At 60.5% G+C, this 22,981-nt stretch carries 19 protein-coding genes, 2 tRNA genes and 1 other annotated feature; of the genes, 16 read left to right on the top strand and 5 right to left on the bottom strand.

Going from position 1 to position 22,981, the window contains the following annotated elements; all coding sequences use genetic code 11:
- Nucleotides 1-35: 35 nt before the first annotated feature.
- The gene (locus ABGT66_RS09870; RefSeq protein WP_346690424.1) at nucleotides 36-1,628 is read left to right on the top strand and encodes an ABC transporter substrate-binding protein; all 1,593 of its coding nucleotides are present in this window, start codon (nucleotides 36-38) and stop codon (nucleotides 1,626-1,628) included.
- Between the two features lie 102 nt (nucleotides 1,629-1,730).
- Nucleotides 1,731-3,245, top strand: coding sequence for an AMP-binding protein (locus ABGT66_RS09865; RefSeq protein ID WP_346690423.1), 1,515 nt, complete (start codon nucleotides 1,731-1,733; stop codon nucleotides 3,243-3,245).
- A gap of 45 nt (nucleotides 3,246-3,290) precedes the next feature.
- Here ABGT66_RS09865 and ABGT66_RS09860 read toward each other — a convergent pair whose 3' ends face one another.
- Together ABGT66_RS09860 and ABGT66_RS09855 are read right to left on the bottom strand one after the other, a co-directional pair.
- A complete protein-coding gene (locus ABGT66_RS09860) occupies nucleotides 3,291-3,746 on the bottom strand; it encodes a hypothetical protein (protein WP_346690422.1) in 456 nt (151 codons plus the stop codon).
- A gap of 6 nt (nucleotides 3,747-3,752) precedes the next feature.
- A complete protein-coding gene (locus tag ABGT66_RS09855; RefSeq protein ID WP_346690421.1) occupies nucleotides 3,753-5,186 on the bottom strand; it encodes an FAD-linked oxidase C-terminal domain-containing protein in 1,434 nt (477 codons plus the stop codon).
- A 63-nt stretch (nucleotides 5,187-5,249) separates the two neighbouring features.
- Here ABGT66_RS09855 and glgB point away from each other — a divergent pair, with 63 nt between their 5' ends.
- From glgB to ABGT66_RS09815, 8 genes are all read left to right on the top strand, one after another.
- Nucleotides 5,250-7,160: a 1,4-alpha-glucan branching protein GlgB gene (gene glgB, locus ABGT66_RS09850; protein ID WP_346690420.1), complete on the top strand. Its 1,911-nt coding sequence runs from the start codon at nucleotides 5,250-5,252 to the stop codon at nucleotides 7,158-7,160.
- Nucleotides 7,161-7,292: 132 nt separating this feature from the next.
- On the top strand, nucleotides 7,293-8,822 hold the full coding sequence (gene malQ, locus ABGT66_RS09845) for a 4-alpha-glucanotransferase (RefSeq protein ID WP_346690419.1): 1,530 nt from the start codon (nucleotides 7,293-7,295) through the stop codon (nucleotides 8,820-8,822).
- Nucleotides 8,819-10,735: an LTA synthase family protein gene (locus tag ABGT66_RS09840; RefSeq protein WP_346690418.1), complete on the top strand. Its 1,917-nt coding sequence runs from the start codon at nucleotides 8,819-8,821 to the stop codon at nucleotides 10,733-10,735. Before malQ ends, ABGT66_RS09840 begins: the two co-directional genes overlap by 4 nt.
- Before the next feature lie 85 nt (nucleotides 10,736-10,820).
- Nucleotides 10,821-12,128: a glycosyltransferase family 2 protein gene (locus ABGT66_RS09835; RefSeq protein WP_346690417.1), complete on the top strand. Its 1,308-nt coding sequence runs from the start codon at nucleotides 10,821-10,823 to the stop codon at nucleotides 12,126-12,128.
- Nucleotides 12,129-12,184: 56 nt separating this feature from the next.
- Nucleotides 12,185-13,438 (top strand): MFS transporter, encoded by a 1,254-nt coding sequence (locus tag ABGT66_RS09830; RefSeq protein ID WP_346690416.1) that lies wholly within the window; start codon nucleotides 12,185-12,187, stop codon nucleotides 13,436-13,438.
- Nucleotides 13,439-13,449: 11 nt separating this feature from the next.
- The gene (locus ABGT66_RS09825; protein ID WP_346690415.1) at nucleotides 13,450-14,091 is read left to right on the top strand and encodes a class II aldolase/adducin family protein; all 642 of its coding nucleotides are present in this window, start codon (nucleotides 13,450-13,452) and stop codon (nucleotides 14,089-14,091) included.
- 277 nt (nucleotides 14,092-14,368) lie between these two features.
- A complete protein-coding gene (locus tag ABGT66_RS09820; protein WP_294195221.1) occupies nucleotides 14,369-14,731 on the top strand; it encodes a type II toxin-antitoxin system RelE/ParE family toxin in 363 nt (120 codons plus the stop codon).
- Nucleotides 14,732-14,733: 2 nt separating this feature from the next.
- On the top strand, nucleotides 14,734-15,072 hold the full coding sequence (locus ABGT66_RS09815) for a helix-turn-helix transcriptional regulator (protein ID WP_346690414.1): 339 nt from the start codon (nucleotides 14,734-14,736) through the stop codon (nucleotides 15,070-15,072).
- 191 nt (nucleotides 15,073-15,263) lie between these two features.
- On the opposite strand, the gene ABGT66_RS09810 is transcribed toward ABGT66_RS09815, so the two are convergent.
- Nucleotides 15,264-15,355: transfer RNA gene (locus ABGT66_RS09810), tRNA-Ser, on the bottom strand.
- Nucleotides 15,356-15,489: 134 nt separating this feature from the next.
- On the bottom strand, nucleotides 15,490-15,945 hold the full coding sequence (gene tadA / locus ABGT66_RS09805) for a tRNA adenosine(34) deaminase TadA (RefSeq protein WP_346690413.1): 456 nt from the start codon (nucleotides 15,943-15,945) through the stop codon (nucleotides 15,490-15,492).
- Nucleotides 15,946-15,997: 52 nt separating this feature from the next.
- Between tadA and ABGT66_RS09800 the strand changes: the two genes are divergently transcribed.
- The 6 genes from ABGT66_RS09800 (at nucleotide 15,998) to ABGT66_RS09775 (ending at nucleotide 22,162) form a co-directional block, all read left to right on the top strand.
- Nucleotides 15,998-16,074 (top strand) — tRNA-Arg (locus ABGT66_RS09800).
- 116 nt (nucleotides 16,075-16,190) lie between these two features.
- A complete protein-coding gene (locus ABGT66_RS09795) occupies nucleotides 16,191-17,690 on the top strand; it encodes a DUF1538 domain-containing protein (protein WP_346690412.1) in 1,500 nt (499 codons plus the stop codon).
- On the top strand, nucleotides 17,687-18,385 hold the full coding sequence (locus tag ABGT66_RS09790; protein WP_346690411.1) for a hypothetical protein: 699 nt from the start codon (nucleotides 17,687-17,689) through the stop codon (nucleotides 18,383-18,385). Before ABGT66_RS09795 ends, ABGT66_RS09790 begins: the two co-directional genes overlap by 4 nt.
- Nucleotides 18,386-18,530: 145 nt before the next feature.
- Nucleotides 18,531-18,769: a binding site (T-box leader), on the top strand.
- 76 nt (nucleotides 18,770-18,845) lie between these two features.
- Nucleotides 18,846-20,045 (top strand): hypothetical protein, encoded by a 1,200-nt coding sequence (locus ABGT66_RS09785; RefSeq protein ID WP_346690410.1) that lies wholly within the window; start codon nucleotides 18,846-18,848, stop codon nucleotides 20,043-20,045.
- A gap of 68 nt (nucleotides 20,046-20,113) precedes the next feature.
- The gene (locus ABGT66_RS09780; RefSeq protein ID WP_346690409.1) at nucleotides 20,114-21,178 is read left to right on the top strand and encodes an iron-containing alcohol dehydrogenase family protein; all 1,065 of its coding nucleotides are present in this window, start codon (nucleotides 20,114-20,116) and stop codon (nucleotides 21,176-21,178) included.
- Between the two features lie 129 nt (nucleotides 21,179-21,307).
- The gene (locus ABGT66_RS09775) at nucleotides 21,308-22,162 is read left to right on the top strand and encodes an aldo/keto reductase (protein ID WP_346690408.1); all 855 of its coding nucleotides are present in this window, start codon (nucleotides 21,308-21,310) and stop codon (nucleotides 22,160-22,162) included.
- Between the two features lie 331 nt (nucleotides 22,163-22,493).
- On the opposite strand, the gene ABGT66_RS09770 is transcribed toward ABGT66_RS09775, so the two are convergent.
- On the bottom strand, nucleotides 22,494-22,964 hold the full coding sequence (locus ABGT66_RS09770; protein ID WP_346690407.1) for a helix-turn-helix transcriptional regulator: 471 nt from the start codon (nucleotides 22,962-22,964) through the stop codon (nucleotides 22,494-22,496).
- Nucleotides 22,965-22,981: the final 17 nt, after the last annotated feature.

The following is a 22,981-nucleotide window of genomic DNA, read 5'->3' as shown; positions in this document are numbered from 1 at the left end:
AGTTATACTAGGCGGGAGAATTGAGGAGTGAAGCAATGCCGGACGACATTCGCGACATTTTAGTCGAAATTATAGACAGCTACGGAATAAAGATACTCGAAGACCCTGACCGCCTCGCGCAGTTCCTCGAGGACCGCTCTTCGCTGCGCCCCGAGGACACCTTCCACCTGACCTTCGCGCTGCGCTTTCTGCTGAAGTGCGGCTGGCGGCCCTCGCGCCGCGAATATATGAAGGAGGGCGCGGACTATCGCGCGTCGCTCGAATCGCAGCTCGGCTTTACGAAGGAGCAGGCCGCCGAGGTCATGAAGCTCATTAACTGGCTGATGGAGATGGAGTACGGCGGCTCCAAGGACGAAGCGGAGACGGAGGCGGTCGTCGCCGTCCCCGGAAATCTCAAGAAAATCGCGGGCGGCGTGGCGAACAGGCCGCGCACGATGCGCATCCGCAAGAAATCGCTCTACAACGGAATTATACTGATCGTCTCGCTCGCCGTGCTCGCGGCGCTCTTCTTCCAGATAGGCAACCAGAGGACGCCCACGGGCGACGAGCTGCGCATCGCTTTCTTCGCGCCGATGTCGGGCCCCGACGCGCGGCTGTCGCATGTGCAGCTCAAGGCGGCGCAGCTTGCCGTCGAGCGCGTCAACAGCCGCGGCCTTGCGCGAGGCGAGTACAAGCTAAAGGTCATAGGCTTCGACCTGCCCGCGGACCCCGCCGCGGCGGAGCGGGCCGTCGAGAACGTGATGAAGGATAAGAGCATGCTGGTCATGGTGCTCGGGCGCGCCTCCGCGGCGAAGACCCTCGCGCCGCTTGCCGACGAGCTCGAAGCCCCGCTCGTCGTCGCCTCGCCAAATCCGCTCGAAGCGCCGCTGCTCGACGAATCGTCGCTGCCCTATCTTTACTCCTTCTCGCTTGTGAACGACGCGGCCTCGCGCGGCAAGATACTCTCGTACTTCGCGACGCAGGCGCTGCATAAAAAGAAGATAGCGTTCTACTACGACCCGAGCGACGCCGTTTCCTCGGCGGTCTATAAATCCGCGCGGAAATGGGCCGCGGGCTTCGGTGCCGAGGTCGTCGCGGAGCTTCCATACGGACGCGGCGGCGGACACTACGCGGCGATGCGCGCCTTCGCGGAGAGCGGCGCGGACCTGCTGATGCTCCCGGGCGCGGGCGCCGCGGCGGGCGAGATTTTGCCCCAGCGCGCAGCCGCGGGCCTCGGAGCGGACGCGCTCGGCGACGGCTATACCGACAGGCTGCCGCAGCAGGCGGGCCGCGCCCTCGCCGGGAGCTGGTGGATAAACGAAGTCTCCGCGCTCGACCCGCAGATAAGTTCCGTGCTGCGCGAGTACCGCAGCCTATACAACGAGGAATGCCAGCCTGGCGACGTAACCGCGGCGATACTCTCATACGACGCCGTGATGTGGATAGCCTCGGCCTTCCGCAGCACGCCGGGCTTCCGCGGCGAGGCTATACGCCACACGCTGCTTGCGACGCGCGACCTCGTCCTCGCCCACACGACGCTCACGATAGACCCGCGCACACACATGCCGCTCAACAAATCATCGGCGATAATATACTGCGAGGAGGACAAGGGCATCTTCCAGCGCCGCTTCACGATGCGCCGCAACTAAAAAACGCGCGCGGCGGGAATAAACGGCGTTTTCCCGCAATATACAACGGTAAAAGAATATGGCATAATTGTCCTATCAACAGCGATAGGTGGCCTGATCATAATGACCGACTTCAATTATAAGCGCCTCGAAGACCTTATCGAATCCACGTGGCGCGGCAAAGACGAGAAAAAATGCCTCTGGTGGCAGGGCGAATGGTGGAGCTGGGCGCGCTTCGCCGCGCTCACGGACGACTGCGCGGAAAAGCTGCGCACCGCCGGCTTCTCCAAAGGACAGCGCCTCGCGCTGCTCCTGCCGAACTCGCCGCTCGTCCTCGCGCTCTCGCTCGCCTGCTGGCGTCTCGGCGGCGCCGTCGCTCCGCTCAACGCGCGTACCGGCGCGGTAAATCTCTCAGACACGATAAAAATGCTCGACGTACATTCCGTCATACTGACCGAGGACGGCGCGAAAAAGGCGCGCGAAGCGGGCTTCATGAGCGACATACCGCTCGCCGCCGCGCCGCTCGAAGGGCCGCTGCCCGCATGGAAGGGGCGCGAAGGCCGCCCCGAGACGGACGAGCTCGCGGTCATCTTCTCGACCTCCGGCACCTCCGGCTTGCCGAAAGCCGTCGGCTGCACGCACGGCAACCTCATCGGCGACCTCGAGCCGATAGCGGCCCACGTACCCGGACTTGAATCCGAAACGGGCGTAATACTCAACGTCCTGCCCAACTTCCACGCCTTCGGCTACACCGTCGCGGGACTCCTCGCGCTCACCTACGGCATGGCGCAGACCGTCGTCCCGAGCTTCGTCCCGGTCGAAAACACGATAAAGGCGATAAAGGAATCAGGTGTCAACCGCGTCATAGCCGTCCCGACCGTCATGGCGTTCCTGCTCGGCGCGCTCGAAAAACGCGGCGAGCGCATCGAGGGCGTCGACTTCGTCATCACGGGCGGCGACCGCCTCAACGTCCAGATGGAGGGCCGCTGCCGCGAGCACCTCGGCGTCGGGATACTCGAGGGCTACGGACTCACCGAGTGCAGCCCCGTCGTCGCAGTCAACCGCGCCGAGGCGACGAAAAAACTCGGCACGGTTGGCCCGGCCTTTTATAACTACGAAATAGAGATACGCGACCGCGAAGGCAACAAAATCGGCCTCCACGACGAAGGCGTCCTCTACCTCAAAGGCCCCGCGGTCGTGCGCGGCTACTTCCGCGACGAAGAAAACACGCGCGAACGCTTCACGCCCGACGGCTGGTTCAACACCGGCGACGTCGTGCGCATAGACGAGGACGGATACATAAAAATCGTAGACCGTGCGACCGACATCATCATCGTCAGCGGCTTCAACGTCTACCCGCAGGAAGTCGAAGCCGTCCTCTGCAAGCATCCGGCGGTACACGCCGCAGTCGCGGTCGGCGAAAAGAACAAAGTCGCAGGCGAGCTCGTCAAAGCCTTCATCATCCTCGAAGAAGGCGCGCAGGCCACGCCGAAGGAGCTTATGGAATACTGCAAAGACCACCTCGCGCACTACAAAGTCCCGCGAAAAATCGGCTTCGTCAAAGAATATCCGATTTCGCCGACCGGCAAAATCCTCCGCCGCGAGCTGCGCAAAATGAAAATCGAAAAAGAAAAGTAAAACCAACAAAAAGGCCGGAGCGCGAAGCCCCGGCCTTGAAATTTTTTACGGCGCGCCGTTTGCGCGCTCTTCCTTGAAAAAAATTCCCTCTATTACGTTTACGAAAAGTTTTTTGCGCCTGAGCACGCGTGTGCGGCCGTTGTATTCTACGCTTGTAAGCCCGGCTGTCAGAGAAGTTTCTTCTCCGCCGCGCGTTATGAAAGTCACCGCAATGCGCGGCGCTTCTTCACGCGGTACGGCGAACGGCGCATAGCGCAGAAGCTCTGCGGCTTTGCGCACGAGCTCGATGTCTTTTGCATTCGTCGCGCATTTTGATAGGCCGTCGTCGATGCGCGTTATTTCGACGCGCGTCACCTCGTCCGCGTCTGGCAGGCCCGCGAGCGGCAGGCCGCAGAAAATTAGGTAAGGCGCGGCGGCTAGCGTGAGTACCGCCGCCGCCTTTACGATGAACAGCGTAATCTGTCTTTTAGGATTTTCCGCGTGCTCCGCGCCGCGCGCCATAAGTTTCTACTCGTCGCCCCAGTCTACGATTTTCCCTGGATTTAATATATTCTGCGGGTCGAAGGCGAGCTTCACGCGCTTTATCAGCTCGAGCTGCGCTTCGTCTAGGAAGTATTTCATGTAGCCGCGGCGCTTGTAGCCTATGCCGTGCTCGCCGCTGAGCGTGCCGCCCATTTTCAGCAGCTTTTCGTAAATTTCTATCTGCGCCTTGTGCAGCCGCTCGTGCCATCCGTCGCAGTCCGGGGCGACTATCGTGCAGTGCATGTTGCCGTCGCCCGCGTGGCCGTAGACGATGGCCTCGAGGCCGTCGGCCTCGGCGGTGCCGCGCAGAAGCTCGAGCAGCTCCGGGACGCTCGCGGTCGGCACGACGAGATCTTCCTTCGTGTAGCGCTTGTAGACGGAGGCTATCGCTTCGGGGACGTTCTTGCGCGCCTGCCAGACGCGCTCCTTTGTGCTGCGCGTGTCGGCGACGTAGACCTCGTAGGCCCCGTGCTTCTGCGAGAGCTTTCCTATCTCTTCGTACTGGCGTTCTATCACGTCGCCGTCGTTGTCCTCGAGCTGGATGATGAGCGCCGCGCCCGCGTCGCCCGCGGGGACTTCGGTGTTGAGGTAGCGCGCGACGATTTGCAGCGCCTTCTTGTCGATGAACTCGACCGAGGCGGGGATGAGGCCGCCCTCTTTTATTATCTTCGGCACGAAGTCTATCGCCGTCTTCGCGTCGGGGAAGGCGGCGAGCAGGTCGACGGCGTGGCGCGGCATCGGCATGAGCTTGAGCACGGCCTTAGTGACGACGGCGAGCGTGCCCTCCGAGCCGCAGAGCAGGTGGACGAAGTCGAGGCCGGTCACGTCCTTGCGCCGCTTGCCGCCGAACCATGTGACGGAGCCGTCGGCGAGGACGCATTCGAGCGCGAGCACCTGCGCGCCCGTCGCGCCGTATTTGATGACCTTGTTGCCGCCCGCGTTCTCCGCGATGTTGCCGCCGATGAACGACGCGTCGCCGCTGCACGGGTCGCCGGCGTAGAGCAGCCCGCGCGTGGCCGCGGCTCGGCTTATCTCGGCGGTCACAACGCCTGGCTCCGCCGTCACGGTGAGGTTCGCCTCGTCGATTTCGAGGATTCTGTTCATCTTCTCGAAGCTCATGACGATTCCGCCGTGTACGGGAAGCGCGCCGCCCGACAGCCCCGTGCCCGCGCCGCGCGGCGTGACGGGGATGCGCTCGCGCGAGGCGATCTTCATAATTTCGGAGACGTGCACCGTGCTCTCGGGAAAGACGAGCAGCGAGGCGCGGTATTCGCGATCGTATGCGTTCGCGGGCACTTCGTCGTGCGAGTAGCTTTCGAGCTTCTCCGCCTCCGCGCTGACGTTGTGCGCGCCGATTTTGCTTTCTATCTCTGAGATTATCTCGGGAGTGATTTTATTGTAGGAAAAGATGCCGCTCATCTTTGTACCTCCTGTGTTCAAACTCACGCTATAATAACATAAACAGAGACGGAGGCGATGTTTATGAGAGAGATGATATACGGGCCGACGCTGGCCACCGACAACGATATTTATCTTTTCCGCGAAGGGACGCACCGCCGCATCTACACCTTCCTCGGGGCGCACGTCGTGGAGCACGAAGGGGAGAGCGGCACGCTCTTCGCGGTCTGGGCTCCCTGCGCTAGAGGCGTATCGGTCATCGGAAATTTCAACTCGTGGAACAAAGACAGCCACAGGCTCGCGCCGCGCTGGGATTCCTCCGGAATTTGGGAGGGCTTCATCCCCGGCGTCGGAGCGGGAGAAATTTATAAATACGCGATAACTACGGAGACGGGCGCGGTTCTCGAAAAGTGCGACCCGCTCGCCTTCTTCTGCGAGACGCCGCCCGCGACCGCCGCGGTGGTCTGCGGCGCGCCGTCGTACAAATGGGGCGACGCGGAGTGGATGGCGGGCCGCGCGGCGAAGAACTCGCCCGACGCGCCGCAGGCGATATACGAGCTGCACGCAGGCTCGTGGCGGCGCGGCGACGGAAACACGATGCTCGGCTGGCGCGGCCTCGCCGAGGAGCTGCCGCGTTACCTGAAGGACGAGGGCTTCACGCACGTCGAATTCATGCCGGTCATGGAGCATCCGTTCTACGGCTCGTGGGGCTATCAGACGACGGGATATTTCGCGCCGACCTCGCGCTACGGCTCGCCCGAGGATTTCATGGCGCTCGTCGACGCGCTGCACCGCGAGGGCATAGGCGTGATACTCGACTGGGTCCCGTCGCACTTCCCGATGGACGCGCACGGCCTCGCGCGCTTCGACGGCACGGCGCTCTACGAGCACAACGACCCGCGCCAGGGCTTCCACCCCGACTGGAAGAGCGCGATATTCAACTACGGGCGCAACGAGGTGCGCAGCTTCCTAGTCTCGTCGGCGAACTTCTGGCTCGAGCGCTACCACGCGGACGGCCTGCGCGTCGACGCCGTCGCCTCAATGCTCTACCTCGACTATTCGCGCCGCGACGGCGAATGGGTGCCGAACAAGTACGGCGGCAAGGAAAACTGCGAGGCGATAGACTTCCTCAAGGAGCTCAACATATCGCTCTACGACGAGCACCCCGGCATAATGACGACGGCGGAGGAGTCCACCTCGTGGCCGATGGTGACGAAGCCCGCGTGGCTCGGCGGCCTCGGCTTCGGCTATAAATGGAACATGGGCTGGATGAACGATTTCCTCTCATATATGTCCAAAGACCCGATATTCCGCAAATACTGCCACGACAAGCTGACCTTCGGCATGTGGTACGCCTACGCCGAGAACTTCGTGCTGCCCTTCTCGCACGACGAGGTCGTCTACGGCAAATGCTCGCTGCTCGAAAAGATGCCCGGCGACCCGTGGCAGAAGGCGGCGAACCTGCGCCTCGCCTTCGGCTGGATGTTCTGCCATCCCGGCAAGAAACTCGTCTTTATGGGAGGCGAGTTCGGGCAGAGCCGTGAGTGGAACCACGACCAGAGCCTCGACTGGCACGAGCTGAACGACCCGCGCCACGCGGGAATAGCGCGCTGGTTCGCAGACGTATGCCGCTTCTATCGCGAGAGCCCCGAGCTCTGGAAGCTCGACGCTTCGCCCAAGGGTTTTGAATGGATCGACTGCTCGGACAGGGATTCGAGCGTCGTATCGTTCATACGTCGCGACGGCGAGGGGCGCACGCTCGCACTCGTCGCGAACTTCACGCCCGTCGTGCGCATGGGCTACCGCGTCGGCCTGCCCTGCGGCGGCGGCTGGCGCGAGGTCCTGAACAGCGACGCAGAGGTCTACGGCGGCTCCGGCGTCGGCAACATGGGGCGCGTCGAGGCCGAGACGGAGGAGTTCCATGGGCGGCCCTACTCGGCCGAGCTGACGCTTCCGCCGCTCGGCTGCGTCGTGCTGAAGCCCGAGGACGAATAGAAAGAAACGAAAAGGCCCGGCGCGTTCCGGGCCTTTAATTTTTCCCGAATTTTCACGGCGCGGGCGCATCGTCCGCGCTTTTGCTTTATAATATAGCGGTTTTTGGATATTTATGCTCGGAGGCGTTGAGTTTTGTCTATCGGTAGAAGAAGCGGGGTTTTGCTGCACGTCACCTCTCTGCCCGGCCTTTACGGCGCGGGCGATTTCGGAACGGGCGCGAGGAGGTTCGCGGAGTTTCTCAAAGAGGCCGGCTTCTCCTTGTGGCAGCTGCTTCCGCTCACGCCGGTGCTTCCCGTCTTTGGCCACTCGCCTTACAGCAGCCCTTCGGCCTTCGCAGGAAATCCGTCGCTCGTCAGCCCCGAGCTGCTCTTCGAGGACGGCCTCGCGACGAAGGCGGAGCTCGACGGCTGCGCCGTTCCTTCCGGGCGCGCCGCAGACTTCGCAGCCGCGTCGGAGATACGCGCGCGGCTCTGCGCGCTCGCCTTCGCGCGCTTCAAAAGCGGTTGGTATCGTCAGATGACCGATGAATTTGAAAAATTCCGCGCGGAAGAAAATTACTGGCTGCGCGACTACGCGCTCTATTCCCTGCTGAAAAAGAAAAACGGCGAACGCTGCTGGGCGGACTGGCCCGCGGAGCTCGCGGCCCGCGACGAAGCGGCGCTTGCGCGCTTCGAGGCTGAGTGCGCGGAGGAGCTCTCGTTTATAGAATTTACGCAGTTCGTATTCTTCCGCCAGCTCGGCGCGCTTTCCGCCTACTGCGCGGAGCTCGGCGTCGAGCTGATGGGCGACGCGCCGATCTATGTCGCGTGGGACGGAGCCGACGTCTGGGCCGCGCGCGGGCTTTTCGACCTCGAGCCGGACGGCAGGCCGCGCTGCGTCGCGGGCGTGCCGCCGGACTATTTCAGCGAGACTGGGCAGCGTTGGGGCAATCCGCTTTACAGATGGGAGGAGATGCGCCGCGACGGCTTCGCATGGTGGCGTTCACGTCTGCGCCATATTTTGAAATACTGCGCCGTCGCGAGGATAGACCATTTCCGCGGCCTCTCTGCGTTCTGGGAGATTCCCGCGGAGTGCGAGACGGCGAAGGATGGGCGTTGGCTTCCGGCGCTTGGCGGAGAGATGCTCGAAGCCTTCCGCCGCGAGGAATGCGGCGGCGGGGAGCTGCCGCTCGTCGCGGAGGACCTCGGCATCATCACGGACGACGTGCGCGAGCTGATGGCGCGCTTCGGCCTGCCCGGCATGAAGGTGCTGATGTTCGCCTTCGGAGGGCGAGTAGCTGAAAATCCATACGCGCCGCACAACGTCGCGCCGCGCAGTGTTATATACACCGGCACGCACGACAACGACACCGCGGCGGGCTGGTGGAGCGGCAGCGCGACCGCGCAGGAGCGCGAGAATTTTGCGCTCTATACGGGCCGCGAGGTGGACGCCGGAAACGCGGCGGAGATAATGACGCGCATGGCGCTCTCCTCGACCGCGGAGCTCGCCGTCGTCCCCGCGCAGGACCTTCTCGGCCTCGGCGCGGAGTGCCGCATGAACCGCCCGTCGGTGCCGAAGGGCAACTGGGGCTGGCGGCTGACAGAAGACGAGGCCGCGCGGCTGCGCGATAAAGCGCCGTCGCTGCGCGCGCTCAACGACATATACGGCAGGCTGCGGGGATGAACTATCTCGAAAACTCCATATCGGGCTACCGTTCCGCGCGCGGCGACCGGCGCGAGCTGATTTTCTTCGCGCTCTGGGGGCTCGCCGTTTTTCTGAAATTTTTCGGACTTGAATGCGAGGTGTGGGGACGGCTGCCGCGCGCGCCTCTCGCCTACGCGCTGTCGGCCTCACTCTGCGCTGCGTTCGCGGCGGCGCTTTCGCTGCTGCCGCGCCGCCTGCGTTTCGCCTGCGCGATAGCGCTTGACCTCGCCTTTTCGGCGCTCGCCGTAACCGACGTCCTGCATATGCGCTTTTACTCGGACCTCTTCACCCTGCACAACCTCGGGCTTTCCGCGCAGGTCGACGACGTTTCCGACTCCGTGCTCGCGCTGCTTTCGCCGCGCGACGCGCTCTATTTCTGCGACATTCCGCTTTTCTTCGTATATTGCCTGTTCGCGGCGAGGACCCGCGCAGCGCATGTTTTCGGAGCTCTGAACCTGCGCCGGGCCGCCGCTTCGTGCGCGGTGCTCGCGTTTTCGCTCTGCCTGTTTGCGGCAATGATTTACAGCTACGACAAACGTATGCCAAACGCCCTCTCCGCGATGTGGGACCGTCCGGCGGTATGCTGCAACGTCGGTGCGATGGCCTACCACATAGCCGACGCGCGCAACGTCGCGCGTGAGAGTCTGGGCCGCGGCGAGCTGAGCGCGGAGGAATATTCAGCCGCCGAAGAAGAATTCGCGGCCTTCCGCAAAAATCTCGCGCCGCCGTATCCTGCGGCCTTCGGCGCGGCGCGCGGGAAAAATCTTATAATGATACAGGCCGAGTCGCTCCAGAGTTTCGTCGTCGGCCTGCGCGTAAACGGGCGCGAGGTGACGCCGAATCTCAACCGCTTCGCGCGTGAAGCCTCTTTTGCCGGGGATCTGTACGTGCAGACCGGCCTCGGCAACAGCGCCGACGCGGAGTTCCTTGCGAACGCCGGGCTCTATCCCGCCCGCTCCGGCGTCGCCTACGTCCGTTTCGCGGACAGGAGCTACGACGCCCTGCCGCGGCTGCTGCGCGCCCGCGGCTACGCGGCGCTCGCGATGCACGGCGACCGCGCGGGATTCTGGAACCGCGCGCACATGTATCCCGCGCTCGGATTTGAGCGCTTCGTCAGCAAAAAGGATTACGAAGTCGACGAGGTCTTCGGACTCGGCCTCAGCGACGGCAGCTTCTTCCACCAGTCGCTAGCGATGCTCGAAGCGCAGGAGCGGCCTTTCTACGCGTTCCTCGTGACATTGTCGAGCCATTATCCTTTCGGTTTTCCTGAGCTTCTGAAAGCCGCGGCGTTCGATCAGGGCGGCGAGGCGGAAGGCACGATACTGCGCAGCTATCTCGCGGCCATCCATTATTTCGACCGCGAGTTCGGCAAATTCATAGACGGCCTCAAAAGCTCCGGCCTCTTCGACGAAAGCGTAATAATCGTCTACGGAGACCACGCGGCGATACCGAAATGGGACTCCGCGTCGCTCTCGAAACTCATCGGAAAAGATCTGGATGAGGAATACGAATGGCGCGAGGTGAACCGCGTGCCGTTCATGGCGCATGTGCCGGGCGGCCTGAAACTTCCGTACGTGAAGGGGCGCGCGCTCGGACAGATAGATATTCCGGCATCCGCCGCGTCGCTGCTCGGCGTGGAATTCGCCTCAGGCCTCGGAAGAAACATTTTCGCGCCCGAGCCGCAGTCATCGCCGGTGGTTTTCAGGAGCGGCGACTACGCGAGCGGCGGGACTCTCGTCGAGCCGGCGAAGCGCACAGCGGTCGATTTGAAGGACGGAAGCCGGCGCGACTATCTTCCGTTTCTTGAAACGAGCGAGGAGTGCGCGCGGGAGCTTGCGCTGAGCGATAAAATCCTCGAATACGGCCTGCGCTTCCCCTCCGGCGCAAAATAGCGCGTCTTTCTGCTGTTGCCTCCCTCTGCCGCGCGTTGTATGATAAACCATTGAAATTACGCCGTACCGGCGACGGAGGGCTTTTATGGATAAAACGGAACTCTTTTACTGGTGTATATGGTGGGGCTGGTGGATAATCCAGTTCGTACTCTACACTCTGCTCGGCGCGCTGATGTGCGACGGCGTCTATCAGATAATCGTCAGCCTGCGCGGCTTCTGGAATCAGAAAAAAATGCCGCCTGCAAAACGTTACCGCTGCTTCGCAGTGCTCGTACCCGCGCATAACGAAGAGGCGGTGCTCTCGCCGCTGCTCGACAGCCTCGCCGGGCAGAACTATCCCAAGAACTGTTACAAGGTCTACGTATCGTGCGACAACTGCACGGACGGCACGGCCGCGCTGGCGCGGTCGAAAGGGGCCGTCGCGCTCGAACGCTTCGACGACGAGCACAACGGAAAGACGTGGAACGTCCGCTGGGCGCTGACGCAGATACCGCTCGACGACTACGACGCGCTGACGATGTTCGACGCCGACAACCTTGCTGAGCGCAACTTCCTGATGGCTATGAACAACTACATGGAGCTGCACCCAGACGCCGAGGCGATACAGGGCGTCCTCGACGTGAAGAACCCGGACGACAACTGGCTGACGCGTTCGTACGCGATGGCCTACTGGTTCACGAACCGCTTCTGGCAGCTCGCGCGCGGCCTTTGGGGGCTTTCGTGCACTCTCGGCGGCACCGGGCTCGTCATACGCATGGCGACGCTTGAGCGAATAGGCTGGAACCTGCAGAGTTTGACCGAGGACCTTGAAATGTCGACGCGGCTGATACTTTCCGGCAGCCGCGTGCATTGGAACGACGCCGCCGTCATCTATGACGAAAAGCCGCAGGACATGCATATCTCCGTGCGTCAGCGCACGCGCTGGATGCAGGGGCACTACTGGGTCTTCTGGCACTACGGCCGTCCCGCGCTGAAAAGCTTCTTCACGACGGGCCGCCTCCAATATCTCGACCTCTTCCTCTATCTGCTGGCGCCGGCGAAGGCGTGCCTCGGCATAGTCGTCATGCTCGGCGGCATGGCCTTCACGCTCGTCAACAACATGGTGCTCTATCCGTCTGCGGACGTGCCGCACACGATGGTGGACTGGGCGCTCTTCTTCGGGATGCCGGTCGTATCGATAATAGCCTTCTGCCTGCTCTGCGCTATAGCGGGGCCGTCGTTCCACGAGCGCCGGTTTACGCTGCGCTACGTGAAGTACACGCTCTCGTACTTCTGGTTCGGCCTCACGTGGATTCCGATACTCTTCCGCGCCGCCTTCCTGGCGAAGGACCAGGGCAAATGGGTCAAGACGGAGCACACGCGCGGCATATCTCTCGACGAAGTGAAAAAATAACAGCGAGGTGAACCGGCATAAAATCTCAGTTTGAACTCTTCCTTACGCGCCGCTTCGTGCCGCTCTTTCTGACGCAGTTCCTCGGCGCGTTCAACGACAACCTCTTCAAGAGCGCGCTCGTCACGCTCATAACCTTCGACCTCGCGGCGAAGTACGGCCTCAACGCGCCGGTGCTTATAACGGTCGTGGCGGGGCTCTTCATTCTGCCCTTCTTCCTCTTCTCGTCGCTCGCGGGGCAGATCTCCGACAAATATGAAAAATCGCGGCTCATCCGTATAATCAAGCTCGTCGAAATAATCCTGATGGCGCTGACCGCGGCGGCCTTCCACTACGTGCAGCTCTGGTGGCTCATCGCGCTGCTCTTCCTCATGGGGGCGCAGTCTACATTCTTCGGCCCGCTCAAGTACAGCGTCCTGCCGCAGCTCCTGCGCGAGGACGAGCTCGTCGCTGGCAACGGCCTCGTCAACGCGGGCACGAACGTCGCGATACTGACCGGCACGCTCTGCGGCGGCCTCTTCATCATGTCGCCGCTCGGCCGCTACTACATTTCCGCGGGAATCGTCGGCGTCGCGGCGGCGGGCTACATCGCGAGCCGCTTCATCCCCGTGCTGCCCGCCTCGTCGCCCGAGCTCAAAATCGACCGCAACCTCTTCCGCTCCACGTGGCGGCTTATCACCTACCCCGTGCCCAACCGCCCGGTATTCATGTCGATAATCGGCATAAGCTGGTTCTGGTTCCTCGGCTCGGTATTCCTCGCGCAGTTCCCGTCGTTCGCGAAGGACATAGTCGGCGGCGACGAGCAGGTCTCGACGCTCTTCCTCGTCGTATTCACCGTCGGCATAGGCTTCGGTGCTACGTTCTGCAACAAGCTGCTGGGAGGGCGCGTCAGCGGAAAATATGTGCCTGGAAGCCTAATTGCGATAAGCGTCTTCATCGTTATGCTATACCTCGTCAGCCCGTCGCAGGCATCCGGCGGCGCGCTCTCCGGCGTCGGCGCGTTCCTCTCCTCGGGGCGCTCGTGGCTGATAATTTTGTCGATGTTCCTCATCGCGGCGAGCGGCGGCCTTTACAGCATACCGATGTACGCGATGATGCAGAACCTCACGCCCGAGACGCACATGGCGCGCACGATAGCCTCGCTCAACATAATAGACTCGCTCGGCATGGTCATCGCGGCGGCGCTCATGTCCGCGATGATAGCGGCGGGTATGTCGATAAACTCGGTGTTTCTCTCGATGGCTTTCATCAACCTGCTGATGCTTCCGCTCACGCTTAAGATAGCGCGGACGGATGCGGCGAAAAAATCATAGGAGGCGGCGCAATGGACGAAAACGCGGCGAAACGCGAAATAATAGAGACGGCGCGAGCGATGCTCGCAAAGGGGCTCGTGCAGGGGACTGGCGGGAACTTCAGCGTCCGCTGCGCGCGCGGCATGATAATAACGCCGAGCGGCATGGACTACGGCGCGCTGACGCCCGACGACCTCCCCGTGCTCTCCCTCGGCGGGGAAATGATTGAAGGCTTCCGCAAACCGTCGGTGGAGCGCGAGCTGCACGCGGAGATATACCGCCGCCGCCCCGACGTGAACGCCGTCATACACACGCACTCTGTCTACGCGACGGCCGCCGCGGCGCTGCGCGCGCCTATGCCCGCGCTGACCGACAATCAGGCCGTGCTCTTCGGCGGTCCCGTGCCGTGCGCCGAATACGCGCCGATAGGCACGGAAAAGCTCGCGCGCAGCGCCGCGCAGGCTCTTGGCTGCGGCTGCGGCGTCCTGCTTGCAAACCACGGCGCGCTCTGCGCATGCGCCTCGCTCGCCGAAGCCGCGCTCAAATGCGAAATGCTAGAGATATTCGCAAAAATATATTTCCTCACCGCGCTGCGCGGCGGCGGAGTGCCGCTGACAGCCGAAGAGATAAAAAACGAATCGGAGGACATGTCGCGCCGCTACGGACAGAGATAGCGGCGGCGCAGAATTACGAAGAAAAGCAAAAGCCCCGCGAAAAAGCGGGGCTTTCATGTATGTATATAGTAATCAGCATCCAGAAAACTAAGCCTAACTCGCTTCACTCACGCGTGTAAAAGTTCCCAGAAGATATTTGATAACTGCTTGGTCAGCTATTCTGGATTACCGGATAGTCGGAGAAAATTCGGAAAGACCGAATTATTAGAAACGAGACATTTCATTTGACATACGATAACTTATAAGTTATCGTATTGAATGAGAAGGGGACGCGGCTATGCACAACATTATTTTTTACGAAGATAGAGACGGATACAGCCAGCTTATAGAGTACATCGAAGAGCTAAAAAGCCGCACGGACAAAGACAGCCGCATAAAGCTGAATAAAATCAACGAATATATTTTTATGTTGGCCGAAAGCGGCACCCTATTGCCTGCAAATATCGCAAAGCACTTAGACGGCGAAATATGGGAACTGCGCCCAATCCGTGACCGCATACTATTTGCCGGGGTCTTCGGCGATTCTTTTGTTCTGCTTCACAGCTTTGTAAAGAAAACGCAGAAAACGCCCAAACGGGAAATAGAGCAGGCCAAGCGAGAACTTGACGACTTCATAGACAGAAACAGCGAGGGGGAATAACAATGGCCTATAAAAACGGTTTTTTACTATGGGATGATGAATTTGAACGCTCACACTTCACGCCTGAAGAAATCGCCGACACGCATTTCCGCGCGTCCATCGTGACATCGATTATCAACGCACGGCACGAAAAAGGCATATCGCAGCGGCAGCTTGGAGAAATGACCGGAATAAAACAGCCTGTTATAGCGCGCATAGAGTCGGGGCGGAGCGTTCCGAAAATAGACACGCTGCAAAAGGTGCTTTTAGCTCTTGGAAAGACGCTTACAATAACCGACGTCGCATCGGCGGCGACGCAGGCAAAAACACAAACACCCGCAGCTTTAGAGCGTTCGCGGTAGACTACGGTCTGCCGTTTTTCTGAGTGTCTGCAAGTTACCGGCAACTTGGAATCGCATAACCTTGTTTAACGCTTGCCTCGCAAAATCTAAGTTTAGACACGAATCATAAACACCGGCTAAGCCGGTTGTTATGATTACAAAAAGCAAAAGCCCCGCGAAAAAGCGGGGCTTTCGTCGTATCTGCATAAAAATGGCGGAGAGGATGGGATTTGAACCCATGGAGGAGTTTGACCCCCTCACTCACTTTCCAGGCGAGCTCCTTCGACCGCTCAGACACCTCTCCGCACTGGACGCGAAGCATTATAGCCTATTGTCCGCGCTATGTCAAAGCTCGGCGCGGCGTTTTCGCGCTTTTCATGCGTGTGCGGCCGCGGCTTTGTGCTTGGGACGCGCCGCCGAATGCACGGAAGAATTTTTTTACGCTTTCCTGCGCTTTGCGGCGAAGAACTCCGTGAGCAGCGCCGCGCACTCTTCGGCGAGCAGGCCGCCCGTCACGCGGCAGCGGTGGTACATGCGCGGGTCGCGCGGAATCGCGTAGAGCGAGACGCAGCCGCCGGCCTTCGGATCCTTCGCGCCGAATACTATGCTTCCCATGCGGCACTGCACGAGCGCGCCCGCGCACATGACGCACGGCTCGAGTGTCACGTACAGCGCGCAGCCGTCGAAGCGCCACGAATTTATATTTTTCGCCGCGTCGCGCATCGCCTCTATCTCGGCGTGAGCGAGCGGCGAGCTGCGCGCGGCGCGCGCGTTGCGCCCGCGTCCGATTATCTCGCCGCCGCGCACGACGACGGCGCCGACCGGAATTTCCCCGCCGCGCATCGCCGCGCGCGCCTCGGCGAGCGCCTCGCGCATAAAAAACGTTTCGTCCATAATCTGTGGCGGCTCCCCTCATAATATGCTATACTTCGTAAGGTTTGGATGCGCGTCTGTAGCTCAGCTGGATAGAGTGCCGCCCTCCGGAGGCGAAGGTCTGGGGTTCGAATCCCCACAGACGCGCCACTTCCCAGAACATTATAGACGATTTCCCACGTTTATCATTTAATCCGAAAGAGAAAGGAGAGCGAGGCGTTGGGTCGAAATGTAATAATTTGCCGCAGGCTTCGTAAAATTGCGCTATGTTGAAGAAATGGGGACTGGACAATACTATTCTGGCCGCGAAGCTCGCGGAGTCGCTGAAGTCGACTCTGCCGGTCGTCGCGATAGTCTTCGCCGTCTGCTTCATTTTCATCCCCGTTCCCGCGGGCGCGCTTCTCGCATTCGTATTCGGCTCCATCCTGCTCGTCGTCGGCGTCGGCCTCTTTACTATAGGCGTCGATATGGCGATGACGCCGATAGGCAGCCACATCGGCTCGGCCGTAACCAAGAGCCGCAGCCTCATGTTCGCGCTTTTCATAAGCTTTCTGGTCGGGACCTTCGTCACCGTCTCCGAGCCCGACCTTCAGGTGCTCGCGGGACAGGTGCCTAGCATCCCCAACCCAGTGATTATCGGCGCGGTCGCGCTCGGCGTCGGCATCTTCCTCGCCGTCGCGATGCTGCGCATCTTCCTCGGAATTTCTCTGCGCACGCTGCTGCTTGTAACCTATCCGATAATAATCGCGCTCGCCTTCTTCATGCCGGCGGACTACATAGGCGTCGCCTTCGACTCGGGCGGCGTGACGACGGGGCCGATGACGGTTCCGTTCATCATAGCGCTCGGCGTCGGCGTCGCGTCGTCACGCAGCGACAGCGACGCGCAGAACGACAGCTTCGGCCTTGTTGCGATAAGCTCGATCGGCCCGATACTCGCGGTCATGATTCTCGGCGTGCTCTATCCCGGCGGCGGCAGCGACTACACGCCGGTCGTCGTGCCGGAGATCGCGGACTCTCTCGAGCTCTGGCGGCTCTTCGCCTCGGAGTTCCCGCATTTCTTCCATGAGGTCGCGCTCGCGCTCGCGCCGATTATTGTATTCTTCATCGCCTTTCAGATATTCAAGCTCAGGCTCCACGGTACGGAGCTCATGCAGATAGTGATAGGGATTTTCTACACTTACATCGGCCTCGTCCTCTTCCTGACGGGGGTCAACGCGGGCTTCCTTCCGGTCGGCAACTACCTGGGGCAGCTCATCGGCGCGCTTGAGTACAACTGGGTGATAGTGCCGCTCGGCATGGTCATCGGCTACTTCATCGTGCAGGCGGAGCCCGCGGTCCACGTCCTCGGCAAGCAGGTGCTCGAGGTGACGGCGGGGGCTATTCCGGGCAAGGCGCTCAGCGTCAGCCTATCGATAGGCATCGCGATATCCGTCGGCCTCGCCATGCTGCGCATACTGACGGGGCTGCCGCTTCTGTGGCTCATCGTGCCGGGCTACGCGCTCGCGCTTGTGCTGAGCTTCTTCGTGCCGACGATATTCACAGCCATCGCCTTCGACTCGGGCGGCGTCGCCTCGGGCGCTATGACGGCGACGTTCCTGATGCCGCTCGCGATGGGGCTCTGCACGGCGGTCGGCGGCAATGTGACGCAGGACGCCTTCGGCGTGGTCGCTATGGTCGCGATGACGCCGCTGATTACGATACAGCTTCTCGGTCTGCTATACGTGCGCGGAATGTCCGCCGTTAAGAAAAAGGAGAATGCGATATGACGAACGCCGCAGATTCACGCGCATCGGCCACGTTCGGCCTGAATTTCGTGCTGGCAGTGGTGCAGCGCGAGCACAGCGAGGATTACGCGGAGTTCTTCCGCCGCCGCGGCGCGAACCTCGTTTACAGCTATCTGTGCGAGGGTACGGCGCAGAAGAAGATGCTGAACCTCTGGGGGCTTGAGCGGAAGGAGCGCCACGTGATATGCGCGCTCTGCTCCTCGGAGACCGCAAACGATATAATGTCCGGCCTCGTCTCGGAGATGCGCATAGACGCGCCGAACGAGGGCGTCGCCGTGATGCTTCCCGTCGAGTCCATCGCGGGAGCGTCGAACGCGAGCTACGAACCGGAGGCCGGCGACGGTGAAGATTTCAGAAGGATGGTGGAGGAAATGAGGTATTCGCTGATAGTTACGATAGCTGAGAAGGGCTGCGTGGATATGGTCATGGACGCGGCCAGGGAGGCCGGCGCGCGCGGCGGTACCGTCATCCACGCGAAGGGCACCGCGGGCCGCATGGCGAAGTTCTTCGGCCTTACGATAGCCGAGGAGAAAGAGATGATCTACATCGTCACTGGCAAGGATTCCGAAGAGGCGATAGTCCGCTCGATAATCGACAGGGCCGGCCCGGAGACGGAGGCCAAGGCCGTCGCCTTTGCGCTTCCCGTCGAACGCATCGCGGGCTTCTCGAAGCTCTAGCTTTTCGATTTATTCGCTGAGCAAGCGCCGGAGGTGCGGCCGCCCTCCGGCGCTTTTCTGTGCCGGCGCACATAAGGATTTTTGATGAACGTCTATAAAATTTTTCTTGACAGTTTATCGTTCGTTTGTTATTCTTCTTCACGCTTGAAATGCGATGACGCAGAGTAGTAGCGGCTGACGCGCTTTCAGAGAGATGCCGGACGGTGCGAGGCATTAAGACTGCGAAAGCTGTGAACTCGCTGTAACAGCAGCCGCGCCGAACCAAGTAAGCGCGGACGGGCGCTCCCGTAACAGAGCTGGGGCATGATGGTGCCCCGATGAGCGCGTCCCTCTCGGGACGAAGAAGAGTGGTACCGCGGAAGGTTTAATCCTTTCGTCTCTTCTGCACGGAGCAGGAGGGACGAAAGGATTTTTTTGTTCCTCCTGACAAGCGGAATATATTTGGCAGGAGGAAAATGTAATGAAAAACGGAAATTCCGCAAAAGCGTCGTTCTTCGCCGCCTTCTCGGTCGGCGCGGTTCTCTTCTCGGCCCACGCGGGCGGCGGCTTCGCTACGGGCAACCAGGCTAACACCTACTACGTCTATCTAGGCTGGGCCGGCGTGCTCTCCGCGGCGCTCGCGATGCTTCTGCTGACGCTGACGATGCGCCAGGCGATGGTGATGTACAACTCGCGCGGCCTCACGAACCACAAGCAGCTCTTCGAAACGCTCTATCATCCCTACGACAAGCTCGTCTGGGTCTTCGAGCTCTTCTTCTACATCATGGTGCTGATGGCGGTCGCCGCGGCAATATCGGGCGCGGCCTCGGCGCTGACGGCCTATTTCGGCCTCAACTACTACGCCGGCGTCGTCTCGGTCGGCGCTCTCGTGCTGCTGCTGACGATATTCGGCGCGGGCGTCGTGCGCGCGGCCTCGACATACATGGGGCTCGCGATACTCGTCACCGCGATAACGATATACGCCGTCGGCATATTCAAAAGCGATAATTCCGTCCTCTCCGTCATGCTTGCGGACTTCGGCGGCAAGGGCTTCGCGGACGTGCCCGAGGCCGTATTCAACGCCTTCGTCTACGCTGGCTTCCAGTGCGTCACGCTTCCGACGATGGTTGCATGCGGCACTATAATGAAAACGCGCGAGGACTGCGCGAAATCCATGTGGATATCGTTCGTCCTCAACACCGCGGCGCTCGTCCTCTCCGTCCTCATGCTGCTCTCGTGGGAGAGCGTCTACAGCGCGATAGAGGGCGGCAGCGTCATCCCGACGCTCACGATATGCGGCGTCATGGACATCAGCGTGCTGACCGTCGTCTACGGTGTATGTCTGCTGCTCTGCCTCATATCGACGGCGGTCACGACGATATTCGGCTTCGTCGCACGCTTCGAGAGCCATCCGATATTCGGCGGCATAAAGTCCGCGCCCCTGCGCGGCGCGATAGTCTCGGCCTTCATAATAATCCTCTCGATGTCCATATCGATGATGGGGCTGACCAACATCATCAAATACGGCTACGGCTACTGCGGATACCTTGGGATCGCCGCCGTCGTCGTCCCGTTCCTGACTGTAGGAGTTTACAAGAACCGCCGCTGGTTCGCCGAGCACGGCGAAGCGAAGCGTCCAGTCCGCGAAATAACGACGGAGCCCGCGCGCGCGGCGAAATAGCGAAAAACGCCGGAACGGCGCGAATTTTATAAAAAACATAAGAATCATCGAAAGGAGCAAAATTTAAGATGCACAGGACGATGTTCCCCGGTTACACGGTAGGCGCGGACGCCTACGACGACATAGCGGGCGTATGCGAACAGTACGGCAAAAAGGTGGTCATAATCGGCGGCGAAAAGGCGCTTGCCGCGGCGAAAGACAAGATACTCAAAGCTATAGAGGGCTCGAAGCTCGAAGTCACCGGCGTCCATTGGTACGGCGGCGAGGCGTCGCTTGAGAACGTAGAGATGCTGCGTCCGAAGGCTGCGGACGCCGACATGATCTTCGCCGTCGGGGGCGGCAAGGCCATAGACACCTGCAAGGTGCTCGCTCACGACACGAAGCGCCCCTTCTTCACCTTCCCGACGATAGCCTCGACCTGCGCGGCCTGCACGAGCCTCGGCATCGTATATCATCCCGACGGAAGCCTCCGCGAATATTCGTTCTCGAAAATCCCGCCGAACCACATCTTCATCGACACGGAGATAATCGCGAACGCGCCCGTCAAATACCTCTGGGCCGGAATGGGCGACACGATGGCGAAGCATTACGAATGCACCATATCCTCGCGCAACGACACGCCGCTCCACTCCGACGCGATGGGCATAGCGCTCAGCACAATGTGCGCCGAGCCGGTAATCCGCTGGGGACGCCAGGCGATGACCGACTGCGAGGCGCACCGTGCGAGCGAAGAGCTCACCGAGGTCGTTCTCGCGATAATCGTATCGACCGGCTTCGTCTCGAACTTCGTTCAGGTGGACTACACGACGGGCATGGCGCACGCGCTCTACAACGGCTTCACGATACTGCCCGCGATCGAGGCGAACCACCACCTGCACGGAGAGATAGTCTCCTACGGCATCCTCGTCATGCTCACCGTAGACAAGCAGTACGAAGAACGCGACAAGGTGCTCGCTTTCAACAAATCCATCGGCCTGCCGACGCGCCTCGCCGACATCGACGTGACGCCGGACGACCTCCACGCCGCGACCGAAAAGGCTCTCCAGGGCATCGACGTGCGCGTCTACCCGTACGAGGTGACGCAGCAGATGCTCATCGACGGCGTCAAAGAGCTCGAAGAGCTCCAGAAATAACGGCTGAAAAGACAATTCTGCGAAAGCGGCAGAGGCCGCGCGGACGGACGAGCCGCGCGGCCTCTTTTCGTGCGGTGATATAATTCCGGTAAAAATTACGGAGAAACGGCAAGGAGCGAAGGAAAGGCAATGAAGCACATCGTAAGGCTGAAAAACGGCGCTGAGGTTCCGGCGCTCGGGCTCGGCACGTGGTACCTCGGAGACGACGCGGGCAGGCGAGCGCGCGAAATCGCGGCGCTGCGCACGGGCATAGAAAAAGGCATGACGCTCATCGACACGGCGGAAATGTACGGCGGCGGGCGCAGCGAGCGGCTCGTCGGCGAAGCTATAAAGGGGACGGAGCGCGGCAGGCTTTTCATCGTCTCGAAGGTGCTGCCGAACAACGCGGGGCGGCGCGGAATTTTCAGAAGCTGCGAAGAAAGCCTGCAACGGCTCGGCACGGACTACCTCGACCTGTATCTGCTGCACTGGCGCGGAAGCGTGCCGCTCGCGGAGACTGTCGAGTGCATGGAGAAGCTTGAGCGCGACGGCCTGATACGCGGCTGGGGCGTCTCGAATTTCGACACGGACGACATGGAGGAGCTCCGGCGCGTGAAGGGCGGCGACGGCTGCCTCGTGAACCAGGTGCTCTACCACGCGGCCTCGCGCGGCATAGAGTACAGCCTTCTGCCGCAGATGAGGGAGCGCGGCGTCGCGCTGATGGCCTACTGCCCGCTCGCGCAGGGCGGAAGCCTGAGACGCGGCCTCTTCCGTTCGCGCGTGCTGAACGACATAGCCGCCCGCCGCGGCGCGACCGTCGCGCAGATATTACTGGCCTGGGCGATACGCGGCGGAAACGCCATAGCGATACCGCGCAGCTCGTCGCCCGAGCACACGGCGGAAAACGCGGGCGCGGACGCGATAGAGCTGACCGCTGAGGAGCTCGCGGCGATCGACCGCGAATTTGCGCCGCCGCGCCGCAAAGAGCCGCTCGACATACAGTAGCGGCGCGCGGAAGAAATAAACGAACAAGGCCGAAGCGCACGGCGTTCCCCCAGCGCTTCGGCCTTGTTCGTAAATCAATAAAAAACCGGCTTCGCCGCGTAATCAAGGCTAAGCCGGTAAAAGAGCATAAAAATGGCGGAGAGGGTGGGATTTGAATTAAAGCTGCATGAGTGGTGTTAGACAGTAGTTTTTTGATTCACTAAAAAAATTTTTTGTACGGTTTTTTGTACGGTTTATACAAGAAAAAAGCAAATGTCCATTACATGCCGTACGAAATTACAGTTTTCTGTAATTTTATAAGCTAAGTCCGCAACATTACCCCTTAACGATATTAGTTGTTAATCACTTTTATGATTTCTTGCTCTCTTGGTCTAGGGTGCTCATGACAATCCATAATACGCTGGCAGGCGGCCAATATGTCAGAGAGCATTCTTCTATCAGACGGCGGCAATGGCTCTTTTCGTGTGTCTAAATAAACGTAAAGCTGAGATATGATGCTATGAATTTCCGAGAACTTCAAATCGTCAAAGGCATTGGCACGCTGGGCGATTGCTTTAAGATTGCTGTCTACCGAAGTGCAGCCTCCTTCTTTGGATGGAGTTTCTTCCTCAAACCAATATGAAGGACTTACTCCATATTTCTGAAAAATTAGCAGCAAAAGTGAAATTGTAGGTTCTCTTCTTCCTGTCTCCAAATTGCTTAAATGATTTTGCGAAATGCCAAGAGATTCCGCAAAATCTTTTTGTCGGATATTACCACGGATTTCTTTTATGTATTTTCCAAAATAATCAATTCGCATCATAACAAAAGTATACAAAT

The sequence above is a fragment of the uncultured Cloacibacillus sp. genome (assembly GCF_963926575.1).
In the GTDB taxonomy this organism is placed as follows: Bacteria; Synergistota; Synergistia; order Synergistales; family Synergistaceae; genus Caccocola; species Caccocola faecigallinarum.
Note: the sequence above shows the minus strand (reverse complement) of the source record. Positions and strands in the feature narration are given on the sequence as shown.